The sequence below is a fragment of the Promicromonospora iranensis genome (assembly GCF_028994775.1).
In the GTDB taxonomy this organism is placed as follows: Bacteria; Actinomycetota; Actinomycetes; order Actinomycetales; family Cellulomonadaceae; genus Promicromonospora; species Promicromonospora iranensis_A.
In genome coordinates this window covers 129557-153840 of record NZ_JAJQMN010000009.1, presented here as the reverse complement: position 1 = coordinate 153840, position 24284 = coordinate 129557, and the positions used below count along the sequence as shown (strand labels likewise).

At 69.5% G+C, this 24284-nt stretch carries 26 protein-coding genes; 7 read left to right on the top strand and 19 right to left on the bottom strand.

Going from position 1 to position 24284, the window contains the following annotated elements; all coding sequences use genetic code 11:
• Position 1 precedes the first annotated feature (1 nt).
• Positions 2 to 355, bottom strand: coding sequence for an MmcQ/YjbR family DNA-binding protein (locus tag LUU90_RS18020; RefSeq protein ID WP_275005043.1), 354 nt, complete (start codon positions 353 to 355; stop codon positions 2 to 4).
• Positions 356 to 427: 72 nt separating this feature from the next.
• Between LUU90_RS18020 and LUU90_RS18015 the strand changes: the two genes are divergently transcribed.
• Positions 428 to 1210 (top strand): hypothetical protein, encoded by a 783-nt coding sequence (locus LUU90_RS18015; RefSeq protein ID WP_275005042.1) that lies wholly within the window; start codon positions 428 to 430, stop codon positions 1208 to 1210.
• 69 nt (positions 1211 to 1279) lie between these two features.
• On the opposite strand, the gene LUU90_RS18010 is transcribed toward LUU90_RS18015, so the two are convergent.
• A complete protein-coding gene (locus LUU90_RS18010) occupies positions 1280 to 1675 on the bottom strand; it encodes a DoxX family protein (RefSeq protein WP_275005041.1) in 396 nt (131 codons plus the stop codon).
• 111 nt (positions 1676 to 1786) lie between these two features.
• On the opposite strand from LUU90_RS18010, the gene LUU90_RS18005 reads away from it, so the two are divergent.
• Positions 1787 to 2677 carry an HNH endonuclease gene (locus LUU90_RS18005; RefSeq protein WP_275005039.1) on the top strand — a complete coding sequence of 297 codons (891 nt, stop codon included), beginning with the start codon at positions 1787 to 1789 and terminating at the stop codon, positions 2675 to 2677.
• Positions 2678 to 2765: 88 nt separating this feature from the next.
• On the opposite strand, the gene LUU90_RS18000 is transcribed toward LUU90_RS18005, so the two are convergent.
• The 4 genes from LUU90_RS18000 to LUU90_RS17985 form a co-directional block, all read right to left on the bottom strand.
• The gene (locus tag LUU90_RS18000; RefSeq protein WP_275005038.1) at positions 2766 to 3770 is read right to left on the bottom strand and encodes an aldo/keto reductase; all 1005 of its coding nucleotides are present in this window, start codon (positions 3768 to 3770) and stop codon (positions 2766 to 2768) included.
• Complete coding sequence (locus LUU90_RS17995; RefSeq protein ID WP_275005036.1) at positions 3742 to 4200, bottom strand: MerR family transcriptional regulator; 459 nt, start codon at positions 4198 to 4200, stop codon at positions 3742 to 3744. Before LUU90_RS17995 ends, LUU90_RS18000 begins: the two co-directional genes overlap by 29 nt.
• A 67-nt stretch (positions 4201 to 4267) precedes the next feature.
• A complete protein-coding gene (locus tag LUU90_RS17990) occupies positions 4268 to 4747 on the bottom strand; it encodes a hypothetical protein (protein ID WP_275005035.1) in 480 nt (159 codons plus the stop codon).
• 491 nt (positions 4748 to 5238) lie between these two features.
• On the bottom strand, positions 5239 to 5916 hold the full coding sequence (locus tag LUU90_RS17985; RefSeq protein WP_275005034.1) for a hypothetical protein: 678 nt from the start codon (positions 5914 to 5916) through the stop codon (positions 5239 to 5241).
• Positions 5917 to 6227: 311 nt separating this feature from the next.
• On the opposite strand from LUU90_RS17985, the gene LUU90_RS17980 reads away from it, so the two are divergent.
• Positions 6228 to 6755 (top strand): PDDEXK nuclease domain-containing protein, encoded by a 528-nt coding sequence (locus tag LUU90_RS17980; protein ID WP_275005033.1) that lies wholly within the window; start codon positions 6228 to 6230, stop codon positions 6753 to 6755.
• A 26-nt stretch (positions 6756 to 6781) separates the two neighbouring features.
• Here the strand turns inward: LUU90_RS17980 and LUU90_RS17975 are convergent, their stop codons facing one another.
• From LUU90_RS17975 to LUU90_RS17915, 13 genes are all read right to left on the bottom strand, one after another.
• On the bottom strand, positions 6782 to 7555 hold the full coding sequence (locus LUU90_RS17975; RefSeq protein ID WP_275005032.1) for a PKD domain-containing protein: 774 nt from the start codon (positions 7553 to 7555) through the stop codon (positions 6782 to 6784).
• A 95-nt stretch (positions 7556 to 7650) separates the two neighbouring features.
• Positions 7651 to 8277, bottom strand: coding sequence for a DUF6318 family protein (locus LUU90_RS17970; protein ID WP_275005030.1), 627 nt, complete (start codon positions 8275 to 8277; stop codon positions 7651 to 7653).
• Between the two features lie 302 nt (positions 8278 to 8579).
• Complete coding sequence (locus LUU90_RS17965; protein WP_275005029.1) at positions 8580 to 13229, bottom strand: LysM peptidoglycan-binding domain-containing protein; 4650 nt, start codon at positions 13227 to 13229, stop codon at positions 8580 to 8582.
• Entirely contained in the window at positions 13229 to 13723 is a 495-nt protein-coding gene (locus LUU90_RS17960; protein WP_275005028.1) for a pilus assembly protein TadG-related protein, read from the bottom strand. Before LUU90_RS17960 ends, LUU90_RS17965 begins: the two co-directional genes overlap by 1 nt.
• Positions 13720 to 14211 carry a TadE/TadG family type IV pilus assembly protein gene (locus LUU90_RS17955; RefSeq protein WP_275005026.1) on the bottom strand — a complete coding sequence of 164 codons (492 nt, stop codon included), beginning with the start codon at positions 14209 to 14211 and terminating at the stop codon, positions 13720 to 13722. The genes LUU90_RS17960 and LUU90_RS17955 overlap by 4 nt, the downstream gene beginning before the upstream one ends.
• A complete protein-coding gene (locus tag LUU90_RS17950) occupies positions 14208 to 14588 on the bottom strand; it encodes a TadE/TadG family type IV pilus assembly protein (protein ID WP_275005025.1) in 381 nt (126 codons plus the stop codon). The genes LUU90_RS17955 and LUU90_RS17950 overlap by 4 nt, the downstream gene beginning before the upstream one ends.
• A 3-nt stretch (positions 14589 to 14591) precedes the next feature.
• Complete coding sequence (locus LUU90_RS17945; RefSeq protein WP_275005024.1) at positions 14592 to 14891, bottom strand: hypothetical protein; 300 nt, start codon at positions 14889 to 14891, stop codon at positions 14592 to 14594.
• A gap of 85 nt (positions 14892 to 14976) precedes the next feature.
• Positions 14977 to 15897: a hypothetical protein gene (locus tag LUU90_RS17940; RefSeq protein ID WP_275005023.1), complete on the bottom strand. Its 921-nt coding sequence runs from the start codon at positions 15895 to 15897 to the stop codon at positions 14977 to 14979.
• A 1-nt stretch (position 15898) separates the two neighbouring features.
• Positions 15899 to 16777 (bottom strand): type II secretion system F family protein, encoded by an 879-nt coding sequence (locus LUU90_RS17935; protein ID WP_275005021.1) that lies wholly within the window; start codon positions 16775 to 16777, stop codon positions 15899 to 15901.
• A complete protein-coding gene (locus LUU90_RS17930) occupies positions 16774 to 18402 on the bottom strand; it encodes a CpaF family protein (protein WP_275005020.1) in 1629 nt (542 codons plus the stop codon). Before LUU90_RS17930 ends, LUU90_RS17935 begins: the two co-directional genes overlap by 4 nt.
• Positions 18399 to 19301, bottom strand: coding sequence for a hypothetical protein (locus LUU90_RS17925; RefSeq protein WP_275005018.1), 903 nt, complete (start codon positions 19299 to 19301; stop codon positions 18399 to 18401). Before LUU90_RS17925 ends, LUU90_RS17930 begins: the two co-directional genes overlap by 4 nt.
• Before the next feature lie 5 nt (positions 19302 to 19306).
• On the bottom strand, positions 19307 to 20011 hold the full coding sequence (locus LUU90_RS17920; protein ID WP_275005017.1) for an SAF domain-containing protein: 705 nt from the start codon (positions 20009 to 20011) through the stop codon (positions 19307 to 19309).
• 544 nt (positions 20012 to 20555) lie between these two features.
• On the bottom strand, positions 20556 to 21452 hold the full coding sequence (locus LUU90_RS17915; protein ID WP_275005016.1) for a sigma factor: 897 nt from the start codon (positions 21450 to 21452) through the stop codon (positions 20556 to 20558).
• 191 nt (positions 21453 to 21643) lie between these two features.
• Here LUU90_RS17915 and LUU90_RS17910 point away from each other — a divergent pair, with 191 nt between their 5' ends.
• The 4 genes from LUU90_RS17910 to LUU90_RS17895 all read left to right on the top strand — a co-directional run bounded on the left by LUU90_RS17910 (position 21644) and on the right by LUU90_RS17895 (position 24284).
• Positions 21644 to 21973, top strand: a complete 330-nt coding sequence (locus LUU90_RS17910; protein ID WP_275005015.1) for a hypothetical protein — start codon at positions 21644 to 21646, stop codon at positions 21971 to 21973.
• Entirely contained in the window at positions 21970 to 23133 is a 1164-nt protein-coding gene (locus tag LUU90_RS17905) for a conjugal transfer protein (protein ID WP_275005014.1), read from the top strand. The genes LUU90_RS17910 and LUU90_RS17905 overlap by 4 nt, the downstream gene beginning before the upstream one ends.
• On the top strand, positions 23130 to 23417 hold the full coding sequence (locus LUU90_RS17900) for a hypothetical protein (protein ID WP_275005013.1): 288 nt from the start codon (positions 23130 to 23132) through the stop codon (positions 23415 to 23417). The genes LUU90_RS17905 and LUU90_RS17900 overlap by 4 nt, the downstream gene beginning before the upstream one ends.
• Before the next feature lie 111 nt (positions 23418 to 23528).
• Entirely contained in the window at positions 23529 to 24284 is a 756-nt protein-coding gene (locus LUU90_RS17895; RefSeq protein WP_275005011.1) for a hypothetical protein, read from the top strand.

Here is a 24284-nt window from a genome sequence, read left to right as displayed (position 1 = left end):
CCTATGTCTCCTCCAGCTCCGCCACCAGCCGTTTCGGCGCGACCTGCCGATACGCGTCCTCGATGATGGCGGCGATCTCGTCCCAGTCCACGTCGACGTCGAGCCGCACGCCCAGCCACCCGCGGACCCCGACGTACGGCGGGCGGTAGAACCGGTCCGGTTCCTTCTCGATCGCTTCCTCCTGTGCGCCGGGGGCCGCCGCGCACCAGATCGCGAGCGGGCCGCCGTGCCCATGGTCGGAGAAGCTCACGAACGTCTTCTTCACGAACCATGTGGGCGACCCGTGGCTCAGCTTCTCGGTCACCTCGGGCAGCGCGAGACAGATCTCGCGAACACGATCAAGATGTTCGGTCACTGACGGCACCTCCATCCTCGGAGCGGTGCGGGCGTTGTCCTGCCCATCATCCCTGACCGGTACCTTTACCTCGTGGCCGACCTGATCAGCGCTATTGCCGCCCTTCTGTGGCCCTTGCTCGTGATCGTCGTGCTGCTGGTCTTCGGACGGCAGCTCCTGTCGAAGCTGAAGAACTCCGACGACGTGACGCTCGAGATCGGCGGGCAACGGCTCAACTTCAAGCAGGCGACGGACCAGCAGTCCGACATGATCACGGACCTGCAGCGCGAGGTGGCCTCACTGAAGCGTCGGCTGGACCACATGGGCAGCCGCGCGGAAGATTTCGACTCCGGGCGATACCCCGCTTCCGACGGTGCGGGTGGGGCGACGCCAGGAGACATCCGGGCGGATCCCGAGACGGAAGCCGCCGAGATCTTTGCGGGTGCCGGCCAAGAACCCGTCGACGCGTGGACGCGGGGGGAGCTGGAGAGGCGGGCCACCCCTCCTCGCTCGATCCTCTGGGTCGACGACCACCCAGAGAACAACGCGGTTCTCGCCGACTCCTGGCGGCGTGACGGTGCCCACGTCGAGACCGCACGTTCGACCAGCGAGGCGTTGCAGCTCCTTGGAGACCATGCGTACGGCCTGATCATTTCGGACATGGGTCGACACGAGTCCGGCACCGACGTGCCGGACGCCGGCCTGCGGCTGCTGGCGAAGGTGCGCACGAACGACCCGCTCACACCGTTTGTGCTCTACGGCAACGTCGGGCCGTTCTCGAAAATCGCGAAGGCAGCAGGAGCGACCCTGGTGACGGGCTCGACGTTCGAGCTCATGGAGTTCGCGAGCGGGATGGGGATGCTCGACTCCGTGTGAGTACGGGCACGCGGAGACGAAACTCAGGCCTTCCTGGTCGAACCTTGCTGGTCGAACCTGTCGAGACCCCTACTTGCGCGTCACCGCCAACGCCCACGCCACGAGAACTGGCTGACCGATGAGCCGGAGCGCGCGCTTGCGATCAGTGTCCAGGCCGAACGCGTCCCGATGCTCCACCAGCTGAGCGATGTTCCCGGGGAAGACTGCGACGAAGAACGCCGCGGCCAGCGCCCCGAGCCGACGTCGGGCTGGCTGCTTCCAGGTGGCCACGAGCGCGGTGCCGAGTCCGATCTCGACGATCCCCGAACCGACCACGACAGTGTCGGGATCGACGGGGACCCAAGTGGGGACCTGGGCCTGGAACTCCTCGCGGGCTCGGGTCAGGTGGCCGATGCCGGCGGTGAGAAGGACGGCACCGAGGGCTACTTGGCCGATGCCGCGGACGATGCTTCGGGTGGTCGCCATTGGCCCATCCTGCTACCCCGGCACACGACCTGCCTGATCTCAGACTTCGCGGCGAGCACCTCACCCGACACCGGGGTACCAGAAGCGGCACGTTTCTGGTGAGCTGTCCTCATGGAATCTGCCGTCGAACGCGCCTTGCGCACCCGAATTATCTCCTGGGTCCAGGAGCGCGCCGAGGCGAACGGCGGATTTCTTCACCGAGCCGAGCTCCTCGACTTCCGCATCGACGAGCAAAAACTGCCAATAATCGACTACTCCCGCGGGATCCGCAATCCTGCCTCTTTCGAATCAACGCTCTCGATCGTCAGCGCCACAAATGGGCCTTACGACGACACTGAATCGGAAGATGGCCTGCTCCACTACTCGTACCGCGAAGGTGATCCGTGGTCGGGAGACAATCGAAAACTGCGGAACGCGATGACCACGGGCGCCCCTCTGATCCTCTTCAGAAAAGAGGTTCCCAACATCTATACGCCGGTCAGCCCCGTGTACGTGGTCGAAGACTACCCAGAGGAGCGCACATTCATCATTGCGCTGGATGAGTCGTTCACCTTTGTCCCCGACGTGAGGCGCATGCCCGACGACCAACGCAGCTACGCCCGTCGGCTCGCAAAACAGCGCCTACATCAACCTGCATTCCGCACCAGGGTGATCGTGGCATACGAAACGCGATGTGCCATATGCGAGCTCAAGCACGGCTCCCTCCTCGATGCAGCACACATCGTCCCGGACTCCGAGGAGCGAGGTATCCCCACCGTCAACAATGGCCTCGCGCTGTGCAAGATCCATCACGCCGCATACGACCAGGACATGCTCGGCGTCACGCCAGATTTCAAAGTTCGAATCGCCGAAAATCTCCTTGAAGAGACCGACGGACCGATGCTGAAGCACGGACTCCAAGAAATGCACGGCCGCAGTATCCAGGTTCCGAAACGTCGAGCCGACCACCCTAGCCAGGAACTCCTTGCGTGGCGCTACGAGCGCTTCAAAGCACGCGTCTGACCCAGGGGTACGACTCGCACCTCTCCCAGGACACGTTTCACCCGCCCCGGTGACGAAGCCATGGGCACGTCGTCATAGTCACGGCCGCCTACCGATCCGCACCCAGCTCGATGTCCCTGTAGTCACGAGACCCCTCGATCTCCTCGGCAGGCAAGGCTTCAGCCAGTTCCTCCCGCTCTGACTCCGACAGCACAACCTGGACGGCTCCAGCGTTCTCGTCGACGCGGCCTCGCCGTCGCATCCCGGGAATCGGCACCGCGCCCTCGCCGATGACCCACGCCAGCGCGACCTGAGCCAACGTCGCCCCATGACGGCGAGCGATCGCCGCGACCCGATCCACAAGCCTGCGATTCGCAGCGAAAGCCTCCGGCTGGAAGCGAGGCAGGGTCCGCCGGGCGTCTTCCGGGGCCAGGTCGTCGAGCGACGCCACACTCTCCGTGAGTACCCCACGTCCCAGCGGAGAGAACGCGACCAGCCCAATTCCGAGCTCCCGCATCGTTGCCAGCTCATCGTTGTGGAGCACGTCTCGCGCGAAGAGCGAGAACTCCGACTGCACAGCAGCCAGCGGATGCACCGCGTGCGCGCGCCGGATCGTTGCCGCAGAGGCCTCGGACAGTCCGACGTGGCGCACCTTGCCCTCTGCGACCAGGGCGGCCATCGCGCCCACAGACTCCTCGATCGGCACGTTCGGATCCACCCGGTGGAGGTAGTACAGGTCGATGTAGTCCGTCCCGAGGTGCTTCAGGGAGCGGTTCGCCGCCCGACGGATGTACTCCGGGGTGCCGTTTCGACCGTGAACCGTGCCGTCATCATCGGTCTCGGACGAGGCCTTCGTCGCGAGGATCACCTGGTCGCGTCGCGTTCCGAGCGCCCGCCCGATCAGCTTCTCGTTCTCGAAGGGGCCGTATGCCTCCGCGGTGTCGATGAATGTCACTCCGACGTCGACGGCGTGTCTCAGCGTCGCTATCGACTCGACCTCGTCGCTCGGCCCGTAGAAGGCACTCATACCCATCGCGCCGAGGCCGATCGGCGAAACTCGCAGGCCGTCGCCAAGAAGTACCGACTCAAGTGGACGCGGGTGGTTGTTGGTCATGGATCGTCTCTTCCTCGCTGACCGCGTATGCGCGATACGCGGCGATCTTTGTGTCCAGTGCCGCGAGGTGTTCCTGCGTCCGCTTCAACTGCGCAACGACGGCCTCTCGATGACGTTCGAAGGCCTCAAGTCGCTGCTTCTCGGTTCCTGGAGTCCGACTGAGGGCAGCGACCTTGCGGATATCCGCGATCGGCATACCGGTCTCCCGCAGCATGACCAGGCCGGCAAGCCAGTCCAGGTCGTTGCGGTGGAAGCGCCGATGCCCGTTGCTGCGGCGGGACGTGGGGTCGAGCAGCAGACCCTCGCGTTCGTAATATCGAAGGGTTTGCACACTCAGCCCGACGGCCGCCGCGGCCTCGCCGATCGACAGCCCCTCATCGGGGACATCGACGTCGAGCTGCGGAGTCAAAGTGGGCGGCACACGATCCATGAGACAACCTATAGCGCGCTATAGGTCAAGCCGCCTCTCGCGGGACGGCGATGGCGTACAGGGACGCTTAGTTCTGTACGAGCGCCTGGAGCTCGCCGATCCGGATCTGGGTGCTGTTGCTCTGTGCGGGTACGTCGATCTGACCGGCTTGGCCGCCGCCTTGCCACTCGACCACCCAGTAAGCCGTGCCCGTAAGCGTCAGGTTTCCTGGGCTGCTGTTCAGGTCGGCACCGAAGCCGCAGGTCGGCGAAGGCTCGGCACTGTTCCGGCCGTCGTAAGGTGTGCCGGGTGCATTTGGTCCGTCGCACGTAATGGCGCCGACGGTGGCACCACTTGCACTGAGTAGCGTCCATTCGACCCGATCGAGTGTGCCCGTGGCGCTGACCGACAGCCCGCCATCACTCGCGGTTCGGGTGATAGGGCCGACTGTATTCTCGGCACGGTCAGCGATCCACAGCCAGATCGGTAGGCCGATGGAACCAACGGCATTCGGATCACTCGTGGATGATGGCGGGGTAGAACCGATTTGGCCCATGGTGAGCTGCATGGATGCAACGGCACGACGGGCGAGCTCCTCTGCAGAAGGCCCAGGCTGAGCCGGTGGGCCGGGAGCCCAATCCAACGTGGCACCTGGGCACGGATCTGGCCCGCCAACGCAGTCGAAGGGACTACATTCCACGATCACTCCATCGGTGTGGTTCCCCCAGACGTCCCTATGCACATTTGGATCGTCCGTAACTACACGGACGTAGCAGTACCCATCCCAGGCGCCGAACTCACTGCTGCACGGAATCTCTCGTCCTTCCAGTTCACAGACACGAGGAGCACCACCGCCCCCCTCTCCGCTTCCGTCATCGCCGCCACCTGGCTCCTGGCTACCGCCCTCTTCCTCGCAGATCGTCTTAACGGTCCCGTCGGGCTGCAACACATCTCGACACTCCGCTGCTACGGCGGGTGCGTCGATTAGCAGAGTGGCAAGCAGTGAAAAGATTGCCGTCGCCACGACACCGCGGACTGAGACGTTGCGCATCTTAAAGGTCAACATGCGCGCTCCACCTGTCGGTCCTCTGCATCGATAGCCCAACCACGGTCTTCACCGTGGTGTCGCATCTCGTAGTGGAGGTAGTATCTCGCCGGCACACCCGCCTGACGCCGGATTTCCTTACCGTTTTCCTCGAACGTCCGGACATCCGAGAAGTCGACGCAAACCTCGAACCCGACACGTTCGTACTTGGGTTCTGGCGCCCGGTACCCAGTAGTTCGAAAAGACTCAATCCGTGCGGCACCCGTTGTGTACTGGCCCACGTCCAGGCTTTGGGCATAGGCGGCCCCCATCGAATCGCGAATCTCGAAACTTCCCCAGAACGGAACCAGTCTTCGTTCCCAGTCCTTGAACCCGCTGTTGGCTACCTGGGCCGTCGTCTCGTAGTACTCCACGAGCCGCGCCTTCGCGTCGGCGATGTTCTGCGCCCTGATCTGCCCCGGCGTCGTCGGCTTGGCTGGAGGCACACGAGTCGGGGAAGGCGAAACCGACGGGCTCGGCGGCGCCGAGACCGAGGCCGAGGGCGACGACGAGCCCGGACCGGGCATCGCACCTTGGACCGTCTCCGGCTCGAACACGCCAGACCGCACGACCGCGAACCCGGCTACCGCAATGACTGCGACTCCGATGAGGACGGCGATGGTGCGCGTGGGCGTGATGGCGGACGAGACCATCCGGCGACTCCCTCAACTTCGGGCAGAACTCAGTGAACACGGCCGTAAGCAAGGGTGCGCTATATCCGTCTTCCCGGCAAGGCGCTCCTGTGATAATTCACAACATCCAGCCAACGCCAGCCATGGCCAGGCCTGCAACTCGTCATGTCCTGGCCTCCGCGCGAGCTCGCGCGCATGCCGCTTTGTTGCGTATATGCAACTCGGGTGGCGGATGCTGTGATCGCTCTACAGGCTTGGCTCATGAGCAATTTCACCCGTGCTGATACTGAGAACTTCGCCGGTCCCCACACCGAGATCGCGAGAGCCGAACCATGAGTTTCTTCCAGCGCACAGAGGACTTTCGGCCCGAGGGGTTCGAGGACGTGGTAGGCGAACTCGTCGACTCGATCCGTCGCTCGTTCACGGGCATCGTGGTGGATCACCTTGAGGACCTGCTGGCCACCCCGGATCGCCACATGTGTTTGGTCGACCGCCACGTGAGCCTTACGGAGAACGACCGGGACTACACGATCGACCTGTTGCTCTTCCACGTAACCCAGATGCGCTACATCGCTATCCAGGTCCAGGCCGGGCGGTTCGACCCAGCCCTGGTGGCACGTGCCCGCTACACCCTCAGCCTGGTGGATGACCTGGTCCGTGCGCCCGAAGTTCACGGGCCGACAGTCGGCGTCCTGCTCTGCACCGACGCCGCGGCTGACCAGCAGCCCGGCCCGGTCGCGATCACGCTCTATGACGACGTCGCACCCGCAGAGCGGGCCGGACTCCCGCTTTCACTGGAGCTCACGGCACTCATAGACCGCTGTCTCGACACGGCTGGGGCGTCACCGAAGGCGCCTTGAGGCATCGGGGCGAAGCGACTATCGGGTCAGCCGCCGTACAGGTCCTCCACCAGACGCGCTCTCGCTTCCAAGATCTCCAGGCTGCCCGACGACGACACCGTTGTCCCCTCTCCCACGACGTCATGCCAGGTCGGTTCGCCGGCCAACCGGAACTGGCCATGCCATGTGGTGGTGAGCGAGATGGTCGCCGATCCCTGCTTCGCATAGGCGTGCGCGACCGTGTGTGCCGGGTATGGGGAACCAGGGTCAGTGGTGACAAAAGGTGCTGATCCGTCGCCGAAGTCCCACGAGTAGGTGCTCGGCACAGCCCTGATTTCGACGGGTATGCCGAACAGACTGGTACTCATTGTGCGGGGTTGGCTTTCAGTGAAGGCAATCGTGTCGACGTTGACCAGGGTCCATCCGTCCGGTGGCTGCACGTTCACCTCGGACGGCGCGATCTGCATCTCCTGGAATGCACGCGCCGCCGCCGCTGGCAGGTCGACCTGTTGACGACGCTCCGCCAAGCAGGACTCCTCCTCGACCAGCGAAGCATCCGACCAACCGCCCGCCTCGCGCCGCTGCTCGAACAGGGCGCCGACCGGCTGCTCGCCGTCCTCGCACTCGATCCCGGCGTAGGCGAGCTGATGGCCCTCGTCGCAGGATTCGGCGAACGCGGTAGCACCGCTGAGGTCACGCAGGAAGCACATGGCGGGAGTGACGCGCCACTGGCGCACGGGCGGCGGCCGGGACACAGCCGACCATCGCTGGCCGTCGCCCGGACTTTGCTGCACAACCTGCGTCGGCAATTCGGCAGACACCCGCACCGCGTCTTCGCGACTCTGGCCTTCTATATCGCCTAGGCCTCCGGGCGGGTATGCCATTGCTATGGCAAGAACGAGGGCAGTCGCTAGATTCATCGGTCCGCCTCCGGGATCGGAGTGACTGTCACGACCACCCATTCACCGCTACGAAGACCCATCTCGATTCGGCGATCGAACACCTTCGACTCTACGGAGTCGAGTTGGGGGCCACCGATTTCGGAAATCTGGGATGACTCCTGTGAGATCTCGACATCCAGCGGGTAGATCCCTGTGAGTTCGTCCCGTTCGTAGGCCTGTGTTAGCGAGAGTGTCGAACCCCCACCCGTATAGACCCAGCCACCTTCCTCGATCCGCTTGGCCTGCTCCAGCGCGTCATCGCAAAACCCGCAAGCCCGATGCGACATCGCCTCGAACTCCTCGGTATCGCCCGTAGCCATCACGTACGGGTAGAGCTCGATGAAGTACTCCGCAGCCGCAGCCGCACCCTTTGCGTCGTCACGCTCCATCGCGTCCGGACGCTCCGGCTTGGTCGGCACCGACGGGGACGGGCTCGCGGACACCGCGGGCGTCGAATCCCCGGTCGAGTTCCCCGTCGATGAAGCGGTCACCTCAGGATCCGGGCTCGAACCCGTGCAGCCCGACAAGGCCAGACCGACAACCACGAACAGCCCCGCAATACGCATCGCCGCGCCATCCATTCGCGCCCCCTTGCCGCTCACGCCCCACCGTTGCGTATCCGCAACAGCCGGGAATGACGCTAGCCGGGCCAGCACGATCCGGAAAGTGGGTGCTGTGGATAACCGGTCTCGACAAGCTCGACCAGCGGGCGGTACAGCCTCGCCATACGGAATCATCCGGGCGATCCCGCAGAAACCTCCGACCCTTTCCGTCCGCGTCAAGCCGATCGAAGGGGAGGTCCGCATGCCCGGCACTGAGGGAGGGAACGACTTGGGGGTGTCGTCGGGTGGCGCGGATCGAGCCGGTCAAGACATGGGTCTCGACCGGCTCGGCCAACGGCGGGTCAGCCCCGCGGCGACCGGCCCGCGTCCGCTTCGCGACGGCGGTCCTGCTCATCCACCTGCGCCAGCAGCTCCTCGGTGTCCGGTTCGGGCTCCATGGCGAGCTGCTCCAGGTGGTCACGCAGCCGGTCGACGAGCCGGCCCACCGCGTCCCGCCGCCCGGAGGCGATCTCCGCGCGGATCCCGTTGCGCCACGAGCGCTCGTCCACAGGGTCGGCCAGCCGGCCGACCTGCGACGCGTGCCGTGCCATCGCGACGTCGCCCGCCAGCAGCGCGCGGCGCGCGACCTCGTGCGACACGTCCACGACGCCCGACGAGATCGTGTGCATCAGCTGCTCCGCCCACACGTACTTGCGCAGCGCCACACCCTCGAACGGCCGGCCCCGCACCAGGTCCAGGGCAGCGAGCAGGTCCGACGTGGGGGTCTGCGTGAGGTCGGGACCGACCAGGTCGCAGAAGATGTGCCAGTCGGTCCTGACCCCGCGCAGCCGGTATCCGGCGGACTCGAGGTCGGCCTGGCCGCCGTCGTCCGCCGACCAGTAGCGCGGCAGGTACTCGAAGCCGTTCTCGTCCGTCCCCAGCCAGCGCCGCGCCCGCGAGACCGCGGAACGCCGGGTCGCAAGGTTCGGCTCGCGCGACGGCCACAGCGCCTTCGAGATGTCCGAACCGCGCGAACCTGGGTTGAACGCCAGGAACGCGATCAGCTCGGTCGCCTGCCGCTGGTGCGTGGACGGCAGCTCGACACCCGTCGTCCCCGCGAGCTCCACGCTGCCCAGCACGCGCACGATCGGCGCCTCGACGACCTGCGGGGTCTCGACCGGCTCGACCCGCGGGGCCCGCGGGTCCGAGACGACCGGCGTACCCAGCGGCGGCGTCGCGACGCTCACTGCCGCCGTCGCCCACGGCGAGAACCTCTCGGGCTGCCTCGGCGCCGAACCCCCGCCGTTGCCACTACCCCCGTTACCCGTCCCGAAGCTGGGCGACGGCGCATCGCCGTCCGGCTCACCGACCGCAACGTCAGAATCCGCGGCACCGGCGCGGACAGCATCCATCGGGATCTCCTCCAGCGTCGGTTCGGTGCGATCGATCGAACGGCTCCAGGTGGGGCCGGGGGCGGTCCCGGGTTCGGCCAGCAAGGCCAAGGCTTGTGCGTAGGTGGTGGCGTCGAGCTGCTGCGGCCGCACCGCGATGTAGGCGGGCATGAGAATGCCGCGGGTGGTATCGCCGTTGGTGAGCTCACCGGTCAGGTCGAGCACCCAGTCGCCCACCTCCGCGCTGGAGGTCACGGCGGCGATCCCCACGCCCGGAACCCGTTCGACCAGGCTCTCGAGCTTGGCGCGCTCGACCAGGCCGAGCCGCTCCCCCACGAGCAGGATCTCCGGCGTCCAGGCGTCGGTCGCCAGCCCTCGACCGCGCGCATCGGCGACCGAGGTGGCGCCCACCTGGGCGAGCGTCCGGTCGACGTCGGCCGCGCGGGCCTCCAGCTCCCGGATGATGCCTGCGAGGCTGGAGACGTGCCGGACCCGGCCGGTGTCGACCACACCCGGCAGCTCACCGAGCGCGCCGACCACGGTGACCTGCAGGTCGTCGGCCCAGAGGCTCGTCGCCAGCTCGACCGCGAGCGCCGCGAGCGTCGCCTGCGCTGCGGCGTCCGTGCCGCGGATGTCGAGGCACGCGAGGTTCTCGAGGTCGAGCATGAGGTGCGTGTCCTCGTCGTCATGGCCGACGGTGACGAGGGCCGGGTAGGGCGCTTCGCCGTCGTCGCTCTCGACGGGCTCGACGACCGAACCGACCTGGGCCGCGGCGTCGGCGTCGCCCGCCGCGAGCTGCCAGACGAACCGGTCGGTGGTGCTGGCCCAGGGTTCGGGCAGGTCTGCCGCCCGCTCGAGGTAGAGCTCGACGAACTCGCCGCTCTTCAGCCGCGCGACGCGTACGCCCGGCAGCGGGAGGCCGCGTTCGCGGTGCCACCGGGCGAGGCTGCGCAGTGCGCGGTCGACCTGGCTGCGACCGAAGGGGTCCTCGACCGTCCGCAGGTCGCGTTCGAGCGCACCCGCGGGGGTGTCCGGTCCCGGTACGACGACGGTCTCACCGGACGCCCGGCCCTTGTGCACCCGCCGCCGCTTCACGGCGACCAGCGCGATCAGTCCCGCTGCGAGCAGCCCGCCCACGCCGGCCGCCGTGCGGATCCCTACCGTTTCGTCGAGGTCGTCGACGACGTCGGACACGACCCCGGACGCCGAGTCGAGGAGGGACGTGCCGTCCTCGGCGACCTCGGCCGCTGCTCCGACCGTCGCCGCGGGACGTGCGGTGGTGGCACCGGCCACGTCGACGGGCACGGATGCCGGGTCGACGGCGGATGCCCGGCCTGTTCCCGAGCTCTCCACGGGCGCCGCGGCTTCCACCGGCGGAGATGTCTCCACGGCGACCTCGGGTGCGTTGTCGCCGACGACCGGCTCGTCCCCTGCGAGCTCGTCGGGGAGCACCTCCTCGGTGACGGCACCGCCCTCGGAGGTGGCGCTCCCGTCGGAGCCGGGCACGGGGGCCTGTTCCTCGACCGGGGCCTCGGCGCCGGTCTCGGCCGGCTGCTCGCGGTCCGACGCCGGCCCGTTACCCCACGTGGTGCCGCTGCCGGGCGCGGTCTCCGCGGCGGCAGGCTCGTCCTGCGGCAGCAGGTCGTCGGCGATCAGGTTCTCACCGGGGATCGACTCACCCGGCCCGCGCCCGTGCGGAGCGGACTGCCCCGCCCCGAGGTCGAGTTCGTTCCGGAGGTCCTCGGGAGTGACCTCGTCGAACTGGGGCCCTGTCGTCTCCCGCGGCGCGGGCGGGGCCTGCGGGACGAGGTTGCCCTCCGCGGTCTTCTCGGGAGTCGGCTCCTGGTTCCCTGGCTTGCCGATACCGGCGGCTCCGGTGCCGGCGTCGCCGGGACCGGGCTGGTCGGCGCGCTCCTGCTGGGATCCGCTCTGCCCAGCGCCGCCCTGCCCGGATTCGTCCCGGTCGCCGCTGGGCGCCTTGGGTCCCGCGTTCTGGCCGGCTCGGTTCGGCTGCACGGTGGCCGGCGCCTCGCCGGCCGGCTGCTCGTCCGAGGGCTCTCCGGCCCCGCCGCCCGGCTCCACCATGTCGTTCCCTGAGCCGCCCGGCTCCTTGATGTCCTCCGGCTCGACCTCGACGGCGCCCTCCGGCGTCACCTCGGTGGTCGGTACGGACTGCTCGGGCTCCTCGGCCTCGGTCTGCTCCGGTTCGGGCCGAACGGGGGCCGGCGGATCCTTCTTCTGGGGCAGCCCGGCGGCACCGGCGGCGGACTCCGCGGCACCCGGTTCGTCAGCCCCTGCGCCCTCGGGCGCAGGTTCCGACTCCGCAGGGCCGGCCGACTCGTCCGACTCGTCGGCCTCGTCGGCCCCCTGGTCGGCCGGCTGGTCAGCCTGGTCGCCCTTCCCGGCGCCCTGCTTGTCATCCCGCTCGCCGGCACCCGGCGAGCGCTCCGCCGCGTCGTCGGCCCGCGAACCGCCCTCGGCTCCGGCGTCCGGCCTCGACCCTTCCGCGCCCGGGACCGTCACGGTCCAGCCCGGAAGGATGAGGTCGGGGTCGGTCAGCCTGGCGCCGCCTGGCTGCTCGGTGCCTCGCGAGGCCTCGAAGACCTCCGGGTACTTGGTCCCGTCGCCGAGTTCCTCCTCGGCGATGCCCCAGAGTGTGTCGCCCGACTCGACGACGACCTCCGCCGACGGCGACGCGCCACGCTTGTGCACGTCGACGGTGCCGTCCGGGTCGCTGGACCCGGCCCGCTCGCGCGTGCCGTCGCCCGCGCTCTTCGAGGGCGCGATGCCGACGGGGTCCTCGCCGGTGTCCTCGGCCTGGCCGACCGAGGTCGGCGAGACCCCGGCATCGGCCGAGACCGCACCCGCCGGCAGCCTCAGTACCCAGCCCGGCTCGATCCAGTTGCCGGCGTCGAGCGCGCCGCCGTCGGCCTGTGGCACGCCGTAGTTGAGGTCGGCGATCTGCTTGAACCGTGCGCCGTCACCGAGAGTCTGCTCGGCGATCCGCCACAGCGAGTCGCCCGGCTGCACCGTATAGGTGGCCGACGGCGCCTCGTCGGCCCGGGCCCGCTCCCCCACCTTCTCGCCGGCACCGGCAGCACCAGCACCAGCGACCGTCGCGGCACCGGGTGTGACCGGTGCGGAGACGGCGGTCCCGGTCGCGCCGGTCTCGAGCGGCGTCGTCGCGGCCACCGCAGGCGTCACCGCCGGAGCGGCGACCAGCATCGCGATCACCGCACCGACCAGCACCGCCGCGGCACGCTGCTGTGCCCCTAGCCCACGCACGTGCGGCGAACGACGTCCGCGCAGGGCCGCGATCACCTCGACCACCACGGCGAAGGCGAAGGTCAGCCACCCGACCCAGCCGACGATCTTGACCAGCCCGAGCAGCACGGAGCCGGTCACGTCGGGCGTGGTGAGTACGGAGATGATCCGGTTCAGGCTGACCGGTCCTGTCCAGACGGGCCCACCGAGGATCCACAGCCCGACCGGGATACCGACGACGAGCACGATCAGCAGCAGCGCCGCGCCGAGCCCTCTCACCACGCGTGCGCCCGCGCCCTGTCGGGGTCCGCCGGGCTCACCCGTCGCCGCTCGACCCTGGATTGTCGAGGTACTCATCAGGGCTCCTCCTGTCCTATCCCGCGGACGGCCCGCGCCTCGGCGTCGGCCGTGACACTGAGCGAGCTGATTCCGATCAACGTGAGGAACGTGGTCTCGTAGGTGACCTGGGTGCCCACGTTGACAGTGGCACCGTTGACGGCGGTCACGCCGCCCTGCACGTCCAGCGCCGCGAGGGTGTCGGCGGCCGCCTGCGTCGCGCGTGCGGGGTCGATCTCCGGCGGCAGCCCCATCTGGGCGCGGTCGATCCGGATCTGCTGCGCCGCGGCACGTGCCGCCTGTTCAGCGGCGTACTCGGCCTCGTCCTCGGCGTGCAGCCGGCCGCCGCCGTCGACCACCAGGCCGATGGCGATGATCAGCGCGGGCACCATACCCGCCGCGAGGATGTTGACCTCGCCCCGCTCCCTCGTCCTGCGAGCAGTCCCCGGAACAGTCCCCGGAGCACCCGCCGTCCGCACACGCCGCACCCACATCTGCCCGACCCCCCTGATCATGACCGCCCCCGGTAGGCGTCCAGCACGGACGTGCCGGTCGCACTGATGGTCCGCGAGCCGGGCGCGCCCGGCAGGCCGAGATCGCGCAGCGGGACCACGCACTCGACACGCACGGTGATCGTCCCGACCGTCCCGAGCGGCAGGTCGAACGCGTCGGTCGCCGGCATGACCGACGTCGACGCACAACGCACCCCGGAGTTCGTCAGGGTCGATGTCGCGGTCGACGTCGCCTGGGCGCCGGCCACGGCCGCCGTCCGGCTGATCGACGCCGCCCGCGCCGCCTCGTTCGCCGCCGACTGCACCACGCCCTCGGCCAGCACCAGCCGCCCCGCCATCACGAGCAGCAGCCCGATGAGCAGCAGCATCGGAAACACGACGGCGGTGTTGATGGCGACATTGCCGCGTTCCGAACGGCCACGCGTCTGCCGCCGGACCGGGAATCGTCCGGACAGCAGATACCTGGCCACTCCACGGCGACCGCTGGTCATGGGCCCACGGCTCCGGAGGTGAACCGCTCCACCGGCCCGGTGGCCGACTGTTCGATCCGCAGGCCGCGGAACCCCGGCACGATCGACGGCGCCAGCCCCACCACACGCGCGGTGGCCATCTCTTCCCCGCGTGTCACGGACACGTCGACCGTGGCGAACGCGTCGCCCCCACGAGCAAGGCGCGCGGCCGCCTCCGCATACCCCGAGTCGACGCTGCCACCCTCGACGCGCGCGGCCTGGACGGCCCCGTTGGCCACTGACTGCGCGGTGTTCTGTGCGTGGAAGTAGAGCATGCCCTGCACCATCGCGAAGATCAGCATCAGGACTATCGGATACGTCAGAACGGTCTGGATGGAGGCGGCACCGCGTTCGTCCATGCGCTATCCACCGCCACCGAGCTGTGCCATGTAGCGGTCGACCAGACCCTTGATCGCCGCGCCGAGCGCGATCGCGATGCCGAGACCGACGACGGACAGCACGACCACCTCGATGGACTCGAGGCCTGCGTCCTCGGGTTCGCCCGCACGGCCGGCGGCCAGCCGACGGCGGAGCTCGGCCGACCGCTCGGCGAAGCGGGTGTTCAGGGCGTCGACGCGACCACGCGCCGCAGCCGCGCGCAAAGAAGCCCGTGCGGCAGCGCGCGACGCCACCGACCGGCCCTGGCTCAGGTGCTGGTTCATGTTGACTCCTGGGGGTGCTGTCGACTTCAACAAATGGGTAAGAGGCCGCTCGTGTGACATCCGAGTGCCTCCGGAGGAGGTCGTCTCAGGGTGCTGTCTGAAACATAGTGACCCCGATCGGGAAAATAAGCATCAGAAAGTACACGAAGACGGTCATCGTGCCCGGAACGGTCATGCGCACGGTCGCGTCATGCGCGAGCTGCTGCTCGACGTCGAGCTGGGCGTCACGCATCGCAGCCGCCTTGGACTGCAGCTGGTCGTGGATCGCCGAACCCTGCGTGCCGGCGAGCTCCACGATGGAGGCGACCTCGCCGAGCGCGTCCACCTGCACCTCTTCGCCGAGCTCCCGCAGCGCCACCCAGGGCGCCTGCCCCTCCCACCGGCTCCGTTCGAGCGCCGCGGCGATGCGCCGGAACGGCCACGACCCGGCCACCTGTGCAGCGGCGAACGTCGCCTGGGTGGCCCCGGCGCCCGAGATGCGCTCGATGGCGAGCAGCTCAAGGTACGTCGACACGGCCCGGGAGAACTCCTGCCGGGCGCGCTTCGCCTTGGCCCGCGCATCGAGGTCGGGCAGGAACCAGGCGCCGAGCGCGAGGACGAGCGCGACCCCCAGCGGCACCGACACCGGCATGCCGAGGTTCAGCAGCCCCACGCACAGCCCGAGGAACGGCACCGCGACCAGCGCGATGACCGCGCCGAGCGCCTTCTCGCCGTAGTGGTCGGTGGCGGTCTTGCCGATGAGGTCGAGGTCCGCACGGGTGGGACCGCCCCGGCCGAGCACCGACACGGGCAGCCGGCGCTGCGCCCACGCCCCGAACACCTGGGTGTACCGCTGGGTGGCGGTCAGCTCACCGCCGTCGGACACGGTGATGGGCTCCACCTTGTCGTCACCGCTCAGGCGGTCCAGCGCGGACTGGAGCCGCGGCGTCGACGGCAGCAGCTCGCGCACGACGAGGAACAGACCGAGCCCGGCGACCAGGCCGGTCGTCACTGCCCATGGCCACATGTCAGGCCTCCCGCTCGTCGGGAAGGAACCGCGGGATCGGCTGCCCGAGGCTGATCTTGCGCATCCACAACAGGCAGACGACGTAGGCGCAGAACAGGATGACCGCTACCACCTGACCCAGCGGGGAGTCGTACCCGCTGAGATACCCGGACATCGCGGTGGCGGCCAGCACCACGAGCGTCACGATCGTCACCCAGCGCACCGTCGCGCGGCCGGTGGAGCGCTCGGTCTCGATCTCGCGGCGTGCCTTCGCCTGCGCGGACAGGGACTCGGCGAGCTGCCGGAGCGCGGGGGCCACGGCGCCCGTGCGGTTGTCGGACTCCAGGATCATCGCCGACGCGATCATGTCCGCGGAGTAGTCGTCCATCTCGTCCGCCCACCGGTAGAGCGCCGGCTTGATGGGCTGGCGCGCCTCCAGGCGCGCCACGAGCCGGGCGAGCGACGGCCGGATCGACGGCGCAGCGCTGTGCAGGGTGGCCGCGATCGCCTGTTCGAGCCCGACGGCACCCCCCGAAAGCACGCCGATCAGCGACCGCACCCAGGCGGTCAGGTCGGTGAGCTTCTCCACCTCGTTGGACTGCGTGGTGGTCCGGAACAGCGCCGGCAGGCCGACGATCAGCACGGGCACGATGAGCACCAGCGACCACCAGCCGGTCACCATCCCGACCGCGAGTCCCACCGCCGCGCCGACCCCCAGTATCTTGCGCTGCGGGTAGAGCGGTCCGCCCTTGGTCAGGCCGAAGAGCCGGAGCAGCCCGTGGAAGGGCGGCGTGGTGCGGGCGGGCTTGGGCGTCGCCTCGAACTTCTGCGCGCCGACGACGACGAACCACAGCCCGAGGCCCAGGCCCAGGCCGGCCAGCACGGCGATGAGCGTGGTCATGCGTTCCCCCAGAGCCCTTCCCGGTAGTTCAGGAGGCTCGCGTCGAAGCCCTCGGCCTCCAGGTCGGCGAGGAACGAAGGGGTCGTCTTCGGCACCGCGCGACCGTCCGGCCCGGGCTCGAAGACGTCGGTGATCGCCACCGGGTTGCCGGCCTCGCCGCGAGTCACCTCGATCACCTCCGAGACGTACCGGTGCCGACGACCGTCGGCACCGGAGTCGACCCGGAGGAAGACGATGAGGTCGACCGACTGCGCCACCTGTCGGTACGCGTACGTCTCGGAGAGCGTGGAGTCCTGCACGGCCATGCCGACCAGACGTTCGACGACATCGCGCGCACCGTCGGCGTGCACCGTCGACAGCGAGCCGTTGCCCATCTGCATCGCCTGGAACATGGACACGATCTCGGGCCCGCGCACCTCGCCCACGATGACGCGGGAGATGTTGTGCCGCAGCGACTCGTACACGTTGACGTTCGTGTTGATCTCGCCCACGCGGCGGCCCGACGTGTTCATCTCGCCGGAGCCCTCGCGCGTGCGCAGGGCGACCACCCGCTTGTGCTTCTCGGGCTCGAGGTGCAGGTAGAGCTCGTAGTCGGTCTCGATGGTGGCGATGGACTCCCACGGATCGAGGCCGGCACAGAGTGCCCGCAGCAACGTGGTCTTCCCGCTGCCCTGGCCCTGTCCGGAGACGACGATGGACTTGCGCGCCCGTACCGCGGCGTTCAGGAACTCGACCAGGACCATGTCGATGGTGTTGTTCCGGCGCAGCAGCTCCAGGTCCACCGACTGCAGCCGCTGCAGTCGGATGGTCACGCGCGGCCACGGCACCACCCAGCCGACGGCGGCGAGCCGCACGCGACCGGGCAGGTCCAGGTTGAGGAACGGGTTGGCGCGCGTGAACGACCGCTCGTTCGCGGGGTCACGCGCCGCGAGGAACTGCAGGAAGTCGATGAGCTCGGCGTCCGAGTCGGCGATCGGCTCCGCATACGTGCGGCGGCCGTCGCCCATCAGCATGAGCACGGGCGCCGTACCCGTGATCTCGATGTTCTCGACGTCCGGCGTGTCGATGAGCGGCTGCAGCCGGCCGAGGCGGAACAGCGCGTCGAACAGCGCACGCGTCACCTCGACCTGGTACTCCGGCGTCCAGTTCCGCTGTCCGCCGGAGAGCAGGGCGTCGTTGTGGTCGCGCACCACCTGCTGGATGAGCTCCTGGCCCAGCGCCTCGCGCTGCTCCTCGTCCAGCTCGCGTGTCGCGAGCGCCGTCGTCAGCCGTGCCGAGACCTCGCCGCGCAGGCTGTTGACCTGACGCCAGAACTCGGAGTCGCGCAGGCGCGGGTTCCCGGGCTGACCGTGGTACTCCCGGCCCGCACGGGCGACCGCCCCGACCCACGGTGAGGTGCCGTTGCCGGAGTGCGGTGCACCGCCGTTCGTCGTCGGAGCACCGGTGGTGCGAACGCCGCCGGCCTGCTCCACGGGTGGGGTCCGGTACAGCGGCGGGGCGTTGCGCTGGTCCGGCCCGGTGCCGGCCTCGCCGGCGCGGGTGCGTCGCGGCGGCACGGAGGCCTTGTCGTCCGTCTCGTGGAAGATCGGCAGCGAGGAGAGGTCGGGGAACTCGGGCGTGCTCATGCGCGCCCCCCGCCGTCACGCCGCTGACCGGCCGCCTGCGCGGCCCGCGAGCCGCCGTCGGCGTACTCGGGCGGACGGTGCGGGCCGGACCCGCTGCCCCCGTCGCGCGGGCCGGTGGCGAACCGGGCGCGCCGCTTCTCGGTGCGGTCCTGGATGCGCGAGATCACCGGTCCGGCCGACCGGACGAGCGGCGACGTCGAGTACCGGCGCCCCGCGGGCGAGCCCACGGACAGCACCTCGGCATTCACCGGGTCCCAGGCCAGCGATCCCACTGTCCCGAGGCCGAGCGTCCGCGCGATCTCGCCCGCGTCGTACGGCCGGCCGGGCCCGACGGTGAGGGCGGTGAGGTTGGTGAGCTCGCGCGCCGCGGCGTCGACCACCGAGGTGCGGGACTTGACCAGCTCCCGCGTCACCGCGATGTCGGGCAGGCGCGAGCCGGTGGTGATCAGCACCTGGTCCGCGAGCCGGACGAGCGGCTCGCGGTCCTCGCGGACGACACCGCCGGTGCCGAGCCGCCCGAGGTCGACCAGGACGTCGATGCCACCGCGCTCCAGCGCGACCAGCTGGTTGGCGAGCGGCCCCCAGAGGTTCGCGACGGCGGGCGCGGTGTGGGGGCTGACGATGCCCGGCAGCAGCTTCTTGTCCGGATCGTTTCGAACGAGCGGGATGGTCTGCCCCCAGAACGACGCTTCGAGGTCGCCGTGTGAGTGCGCGATCGCGAGCGGCTGCAGGCCGCGGTCGTGCGGCAGCTGACCACGGAAGTAGCCGGCGAGGATCGACGACCCGGCGAGGTCGGCCTCGACGAGGAGCACCGGCCGAGGCCACTGGAGCGCCAGCACGAGGGCCGCCGTCGTCGTTCCCGGCGAGCCCTTCGCGTTGGCGAGGGCGACGAGAGCCACGCGGATCACCCAGCCCTGACGGCGTCGATCACGAGGGCCACACGGCCGGTCGCTGCTCGAGCCGCGAGCGCCGCCGCGTTCGACGAGGGCACCTCGACGTCGATGATCATCTGGTCGCCGAGGGGCGACGGGTTGCTGCCCATCACGGTGGCGGCGATGGCGAGCGGTGCCTCGGCGGGCGGTTCACCGCCGGTCGCCGGTGTCTCGATGACGCGTACGGCGTCGCCGGCCTTCAGACCTTCGGAGCCGGGCATCTGGTTGGGTGCGAGCGCGATGCCGACGATGGACCGTCCGGCGGCGGGCTGGAGCTCCTCGGTGAAGCTGTCGCCCGTCAGCAGCTGACCGTTCTTGAGGTCGGCCGTGGCGACCATGCCCGTGCCAACCACCTTGTCGAAGTCATCGGCCGGGATCGGCTTGAGCAGGGTCGGCCCGGTGGGCAGCTCGACGACACCGATGTTCGCCGGTGTGATCTCCGCGCCGCGTGCGATGTTGCCCTTGATCGCGAGCACCTGGTAGGTCTGCCCGAGCGAGGTGACCAGGTACACGGACGCGAGCACGCTCAGGGCCACGAGGGCGAGGCCCAGGGCGATGAGTGCCGGCCGCCGACGGGCGCGCGTCGGTTTGAGCGGCCCGGGGGGTGCGGGTCGCTGGACATTCGTCGCGGGCCGGGCCTGCTGGTCCTGGTTCGCGACCTTCGTGCTACTGCTCACCGTGCCGTCTCCTCCGAGCCCGTCGGCGGAGTCCGCCTCGGGTTCCCCCGGTGCGGGACCCATCGAGGTTCCCATTCGTGCGCCTGTGTCCACCGTGCTCCTGCCCGTGCTGGTCAAGGGCCTCCTGCGGGTGTCACGCGTGTGTCACCGCAGGCAATCCTCAACTACTCGGGCGGACCCGGCAGGTTGAACGCTAATCAGCGTTCCGTGTGCCCGCTAGGTCAAGAAGACTTCAAAGTTGTGGAGATGACTTGAATATTGAGTGACCTTGCAACGATCTGCCGCTGACGGCTCGTAACCACAACCGTGGTGTTGACTTGGCAGGTCAGGCCATGAGAAGAGGGTCCCCCACGACCTGGCATGCACCAAGGCCGACCGGGGTGAACTTTGTGTCCGACGTGGTGGCGGGTCTGTGAAGCACCCCCACGCTCTAGGCTCCCGGCAGACCTGCTCCGGACAGGCCGAGAGGGCCCCGCTGGCGGTGGGGCCCTCTCGCGATGACGTGACTTCGGAAGACTTCAAGGCTTCACGCACCCCCCAGTGCTCAGCCTGTCGGTCGTCCTCGTCCCTCACCGTCCCGTTCGCCCGGCTGTCCCCCAGACAGACCACCGGACTGAACGGCTTCCGCCAGCCGTCGCACTGCGCGACTCGCCCGCTGGCGCAAGGCTGCGTGCGAGATGCCCAGCTCGTGGGCCACCCGCCGCTGATAGTTCCCGCGACCCGAGCCGAGCTCGGCGTACTCCGGGAGATCGGGGTCCGGCGCGTACAGCCGCGCCAGAAGTGCTGACTCGTCCCGCGTCAGGACCTCTCTGTCGAGGCCCCACGCGATGACGTCGAGCACCTCGCCCGTGGTGCCGAGCGACATGCTCGCGAGCGAGTAGACCGCGTCCGGACCCGGCTCGGGTGTCGACGGCCGCTCGAGGACGGCCAGCGTGTTCGTGTCGGTGGGGATCTCTGCCACCCGCGGTCCGCGGCTCGCGCGACCACCTCGCGCGTGCGGAGCCCGGTCGCCGACGACGCGCGTCAGCGTGTGCCCCTGCAGCCGCATCGCGACCCGGGTGCTGCGCTCGAGGTCGTAGTGGGTGATCGCGTCCCACATCGCGGCGGCGGCCTCCTGCTCGAGGTCCTGCACGTCCGGGTAGTGCCGGCGCGACCGGCGCACGATGGTGCGGACGGCGGGAAGCATGCACTGGAGCACGGTACGGCCGGCGGCGAAGCTGCCGCCCGCGTGCTCCACGATGAGCGCGTACAGGACCTCGTCCGCCTCGTCAGGAGCGAGCTGTACCGCTTCGCTCGTGCGCAGCCCCGCGATCTGCGGGAACCGCGTGGCAAGACGTTCGATCTCGGTCGCGAACGACCGCGTACGGACCAGGTCGGCCCAGTCGTGGTCGAGCTCGCGCATCAGCGTCCCGGCTGCTGGTGCAGGTGTGCGTGCAGGCATGGCGGTTCCCCCCTCCGTTCAGCCCTGAGTCCATCCGGGGGGTGTTGCCCGCCACTGTTGCCCGCTGCTTCCAGATGGGTGTGACCTGCGTCACAGTTGGCCAAAACCCGGGGATCACCGATGTCACACGAACTGCCGACCTGCCATTTGTGCTCAGCAGACACAGGAGACGGAGAAACGGGAGAGGCGAGATGAGCAAGGACGAGCTCGACCAGGCGCCCCGCGCAGGACTCGGCAGCACCGACCTCGGCAGCGCAGGGGTCCGCAGTGCGGATCCCGACGCACGGGACTTCGACCACACGTGGTCCCTGCTCCGCGACACCGCCGAGGTGCACGCGGCCCGCGGCGAGGTGGCGCCCGTGGTGCGCGACCTCATCGCGTCACTCACCGAGGACCCCCTTGGCGAGGAGGACACGACCGTCCGCCTGACCGAGGCGCTCGACAGCCCCCGCGTACGCAGCGCCCGTGAGGCGCGCGAGCGCATCCGCGCGGACCTGCAGAACGAGGTGCGGACGCGATGAGTTCGCTCCTCGTACGTCGGCGCGGCAAGAAGACGGCCAAGCCGGCCGAGCTACCCGCCCCGGCCGACGGCGCCTCCAGTACCGGCTCGCCCTGGGCCGGCGGCATCGACCAGCCCGCGACTCCCCCGTCGTCGGGCGGCGGAGGCGACGGCGAGAGCACTCCCCCACAGGTTGTCGAATGGTCCAACGGCCCCGCCCTGGTGACCAAGGCCTGGGGTGCCCTGCTCGCGCTGGCGCTGCTGGCCGGGCCGGCCGCTCTGGTGTGGACCGCGCTGCGGCCCGCGCCCGCCCCCGTCTCCACGGCGTCCGATGTGACGAGCACCACCGAGGAGGCCGCCGCGAACGAGCGGGCGGTCGAGCTCGTGGAGACCTGGCTGCGGGCCGACAGCGACGACCAGCAGCTCCTCACCTCCCTGACGAACGCCCCGGTCGGCTCTCTCCCCCAGGAGGGCCTGACCATCCGCGACTCGTCGGTGGCACAGATCGAGCCCGCCGACGACGGCGTGTGGTCCGTGACCGTGGGCGTCGACGTCGCGGAACCCGCACCCGGTTCGACGCCCCCGCCCGCGGGCGGCGGAGCCAAGGCCGACGAGGAGGCGGAGGTGCCGCTCGTCTGGGTGCGGCGCTACTTCCAGGTGCCGGTCCTGGTCGAACGTGCGGACACCAAGTGGTCCGGCGCCGACCTGGCCGTGACCGCCCTCGCGCTACCCTCACCCGTCTCCGGACCCGCCGCCGTGGCCGAACCGCCGGAGCTGGACTACTCCGAGACCATCTCTCCGACGTCCGCCGCCGGTCAGTCCGCCGCCGGATTCCTCGCGGCCATGATCGCCGGCGACGGCGAGATCACGCGCTACCTCCGGCCCGGCACGTCGATCTCGGCGATCACCCCGGCCCCGTACGCGGCAGTCGCCGTGACGGGCATCAAGGGTTCGCACGAGGTCGTCGACGACCCCGCCGACGACGACGGTACGCATGCCCTGATCACCGCCGAGCTCACGCGGCTCGACGGCAACAAGACCACCGCCCAGTACGTTCTCACGCTCGTCGCGCGAGACGGCCGCTGGGAGGTGGCCGGCCTTGAGCCGGCCGTCCGTATCGACACGACGCCATCCGGCACGATCGACCCCGGCACCGCCGGGGAGCGAAGGAGAGAACCATGATCAACGAGATCGTTATGGCCAGCGGCGGTTTCCTTGACCTCATCACCGTGAAGTCAGAGGAGGTCAAGAGTGCTATCGAGTCGGTGACCTTCGTCGTCGTCATCCTCATGGTCGTCATCACGGCGGTGAAGACCAAGATGTCGATCGCGGCGATCCTGATGTCAGCGATCGTCGGCGGCATTGTCCTGTGGCTCGTGAACGGGGGCATCAACGTCACTTCCGACCTCGCCCGGGACGAGTTCGACTCCGCTCCGGCGATCGTGAACACGCAGACCGTTCTCTGACGGCCGGTAGGCCGACAGGGCCAGGCACATGGGCAGGACGCTGAGGGCACGGCACAGGGTTGGTCAGGCGGGCGCGTCCGCGCGCCCGGCATGTGGTGAGGAGGGTGTCCGGTGACCGAGACCGCGAAGTTCTACACGAAGGCCCGACGCATCCCCATGCTGGTGGGGAAGCTACCCAGCGGCGGGCGCATCTGGGGCGGCCCGTACACGATCACTCAGGTGGGGGCGGGCGCCGTGGTGGCGTTCGCGCTGTGGAAGACCGCTCCGCTGTGGGCACAGCTGGGTGGCTTCATGAACATAGCGGTCGCCGTCGGCGTGGTCGTCGGCGTGGTCTGGGCCACCGGCAAGCTGCCGAGCAGCGGACGTAACCCCGTCGCGTTCGTCATGGACGCGATGAACCTGACCTCCAGCCCGGGGCGGCTGGTCGGCGGGCAGGTCGCCCTGCCCAAGCCGCGTCTCATGACCCATCGGGTCATGGTCGCGGTACCGCGGCAGACCGCCGGGCCGTCCCGCACCGAGCGGGCTGCCGAGCAGGTCCGGCCGGTGGCCGCAGCAGCGGCCGGGGCCGCCGAGCCACAGCCCCCGGCCATGGTCCGGCCGATCCCGACCGAGCTCCTACCGGAGCTGACCGGGCGGGGGCCGGCCGACGCGACCATCGAGGGCAGGCAGCTCCGGCCGGCGCCCGCCCAGGAGCCGCGCCCGTTCCCCGACAAGCGCTCGCCCGCGGACTGGGCAGCGGCGGCAGCGACCGTCGCGGCGACCACGCCCGAGCGCAGGACGGCGAACCTCACCGGCGTCGGACAGCTGCTCGCCGGAAAGCTGCAGAACGACGACGGCAACGCCCCCACCACCCCGCGAGAGGACTGA

Bases quoted from the DNA above. Each gene is read 5' to 3' on its own strand.
- LUU90_RS18010 (WP_275005041.1), bottom strand. From the start codon at position 1,675: ATGGCGACCACCCGAAGCATCGTCCGCGGCATCGGCCAAGTAGCCCTC.
- LUU90_RS18005 (WP_275005039.1), top strand. From the start codon at position 1,787: ATGGAATCTGCCGTCGAACGCGCCTTGCGCACCCGAATTATCTCCTGG.
- LUU90_RS18000 (WP_275005038.1), bottom strand. From the start codon at position 3,770: ATGACCAACAACCACCCGCGTCCACTTGAGTCGGTACTTCTTGGCGAC.
- LUU90_RS17995 (WP_275005036.1), bottom strand. From the start codon at position 4,200: ATGGATCGTGTGCCGCCCACTTTGACTCCGCAGCTCGACGTCGATGTC.
- LUU90_RS17990 (WP_275005035.1), bottom strand. From the start codon at position 4,747: ATGCAGCTCACCATGGGCCAAATCGGTTCTACCCCGCCATCATCCACG.
- LUU90_RS17985 (WP_275005034.1), bottom strand. From the start codon at position 5,916: ATGGTCTCGTCCGCCATCACGCCCACGCGCACCATCGCCGTCCTCATC.
- LUU90_RS17980 (WP_275005033.1), top strand. From the start codon at position 6,228: ATGAGTTTCTTCCAGCGCACAGAGGACTTTCGGCCCGAGGGGTTCGAG.
- LUU90_RS17965 (WP_275005029.1), bottom strand. From the start codon at position 13,229: ATGAGTACCTCGACAATCCAGGGTCGAGCGGCGACGGGTGAGCCCGGC.
- LUU90_RS17960 (WP_275005028.1), bottom strand. From the start codon at position 13,723: ATGATCAGGGGGGTCGGGCAGATGTGGGTGCGGCGTGTGCGGACGGCG.
- LUU90_RS17955 (WP_275005026.1), bottom strand. From the start codon at position 14,211: ATGACCAGCGGTCGCCGTGGAGTGGCCAGGTATCTGCTGTCCGGACGA.
- LUU90_RS17950 (WP_275005025.1), bottom strand. From the start codon at position 14,588: ATGGACGAACGCGGTGCCGCCTCCATCCAGACCGTTCTGACGTATCCG.
- LUU90_RS17945 (WP_275005024.1), bottom strand. From the start codon at position 14,891: ATGAACCAGCACCTGAGCCAGGGCCGGTCGGTGGCGTCGCGCGCTGCC.
- LUU90_RS17940 (WP_275005023.1), bottom strand. From the start codon at position 15,897: ATGTGGCCATGGGCAGTGACGACCGGCCTGGTCGCCGGGCTCGGTCTG.
- LUU90_RS17935 (WP_275005021.1), bottom strand. From the start codon at position 16,777: ATGACCACGCTCATCGCCGTGCTGGCCGGCCTGGGCCTGGGCCTCGGG.
- LUU90_RS17930 (WP_275005020.1), bottom strand. From the start codon at position 18,402: ATGAGCACGCCCGAGTTCCCCGACCTCTCCTCGCTGCCGATCTTCCAC.
- LUU90_RS17915 (WP_275005016.1), bottom strand. From the start codon at position 21,452: ATGCCTGCACGCACACCTGCACCAGCAGCCGGGACGCTGATGCGCGAG.
- LUU90_RS17910 (WP_275005015.1), top strand. From the start codon at position 21,644: ATGAGCAAGGACGAGCTCGACCAGGCGCCCCGCGCAGGACTCGGCAGC.
- LUU90_RS17905 (WP_275005014.1), top strand. From the start codon at position 21,970: ATGAGTTCGCTCCTCGTACGTCGGCGCGGCAAGAAGACGGCCAAGCCG.
- LUU90_RS17900 (WP_275005013.1), top strand. From the start codon at position 23,130: ATGATCAACGAGATCGTTATGGCCAGCGGCGGTTTCCTTGACCTCATC.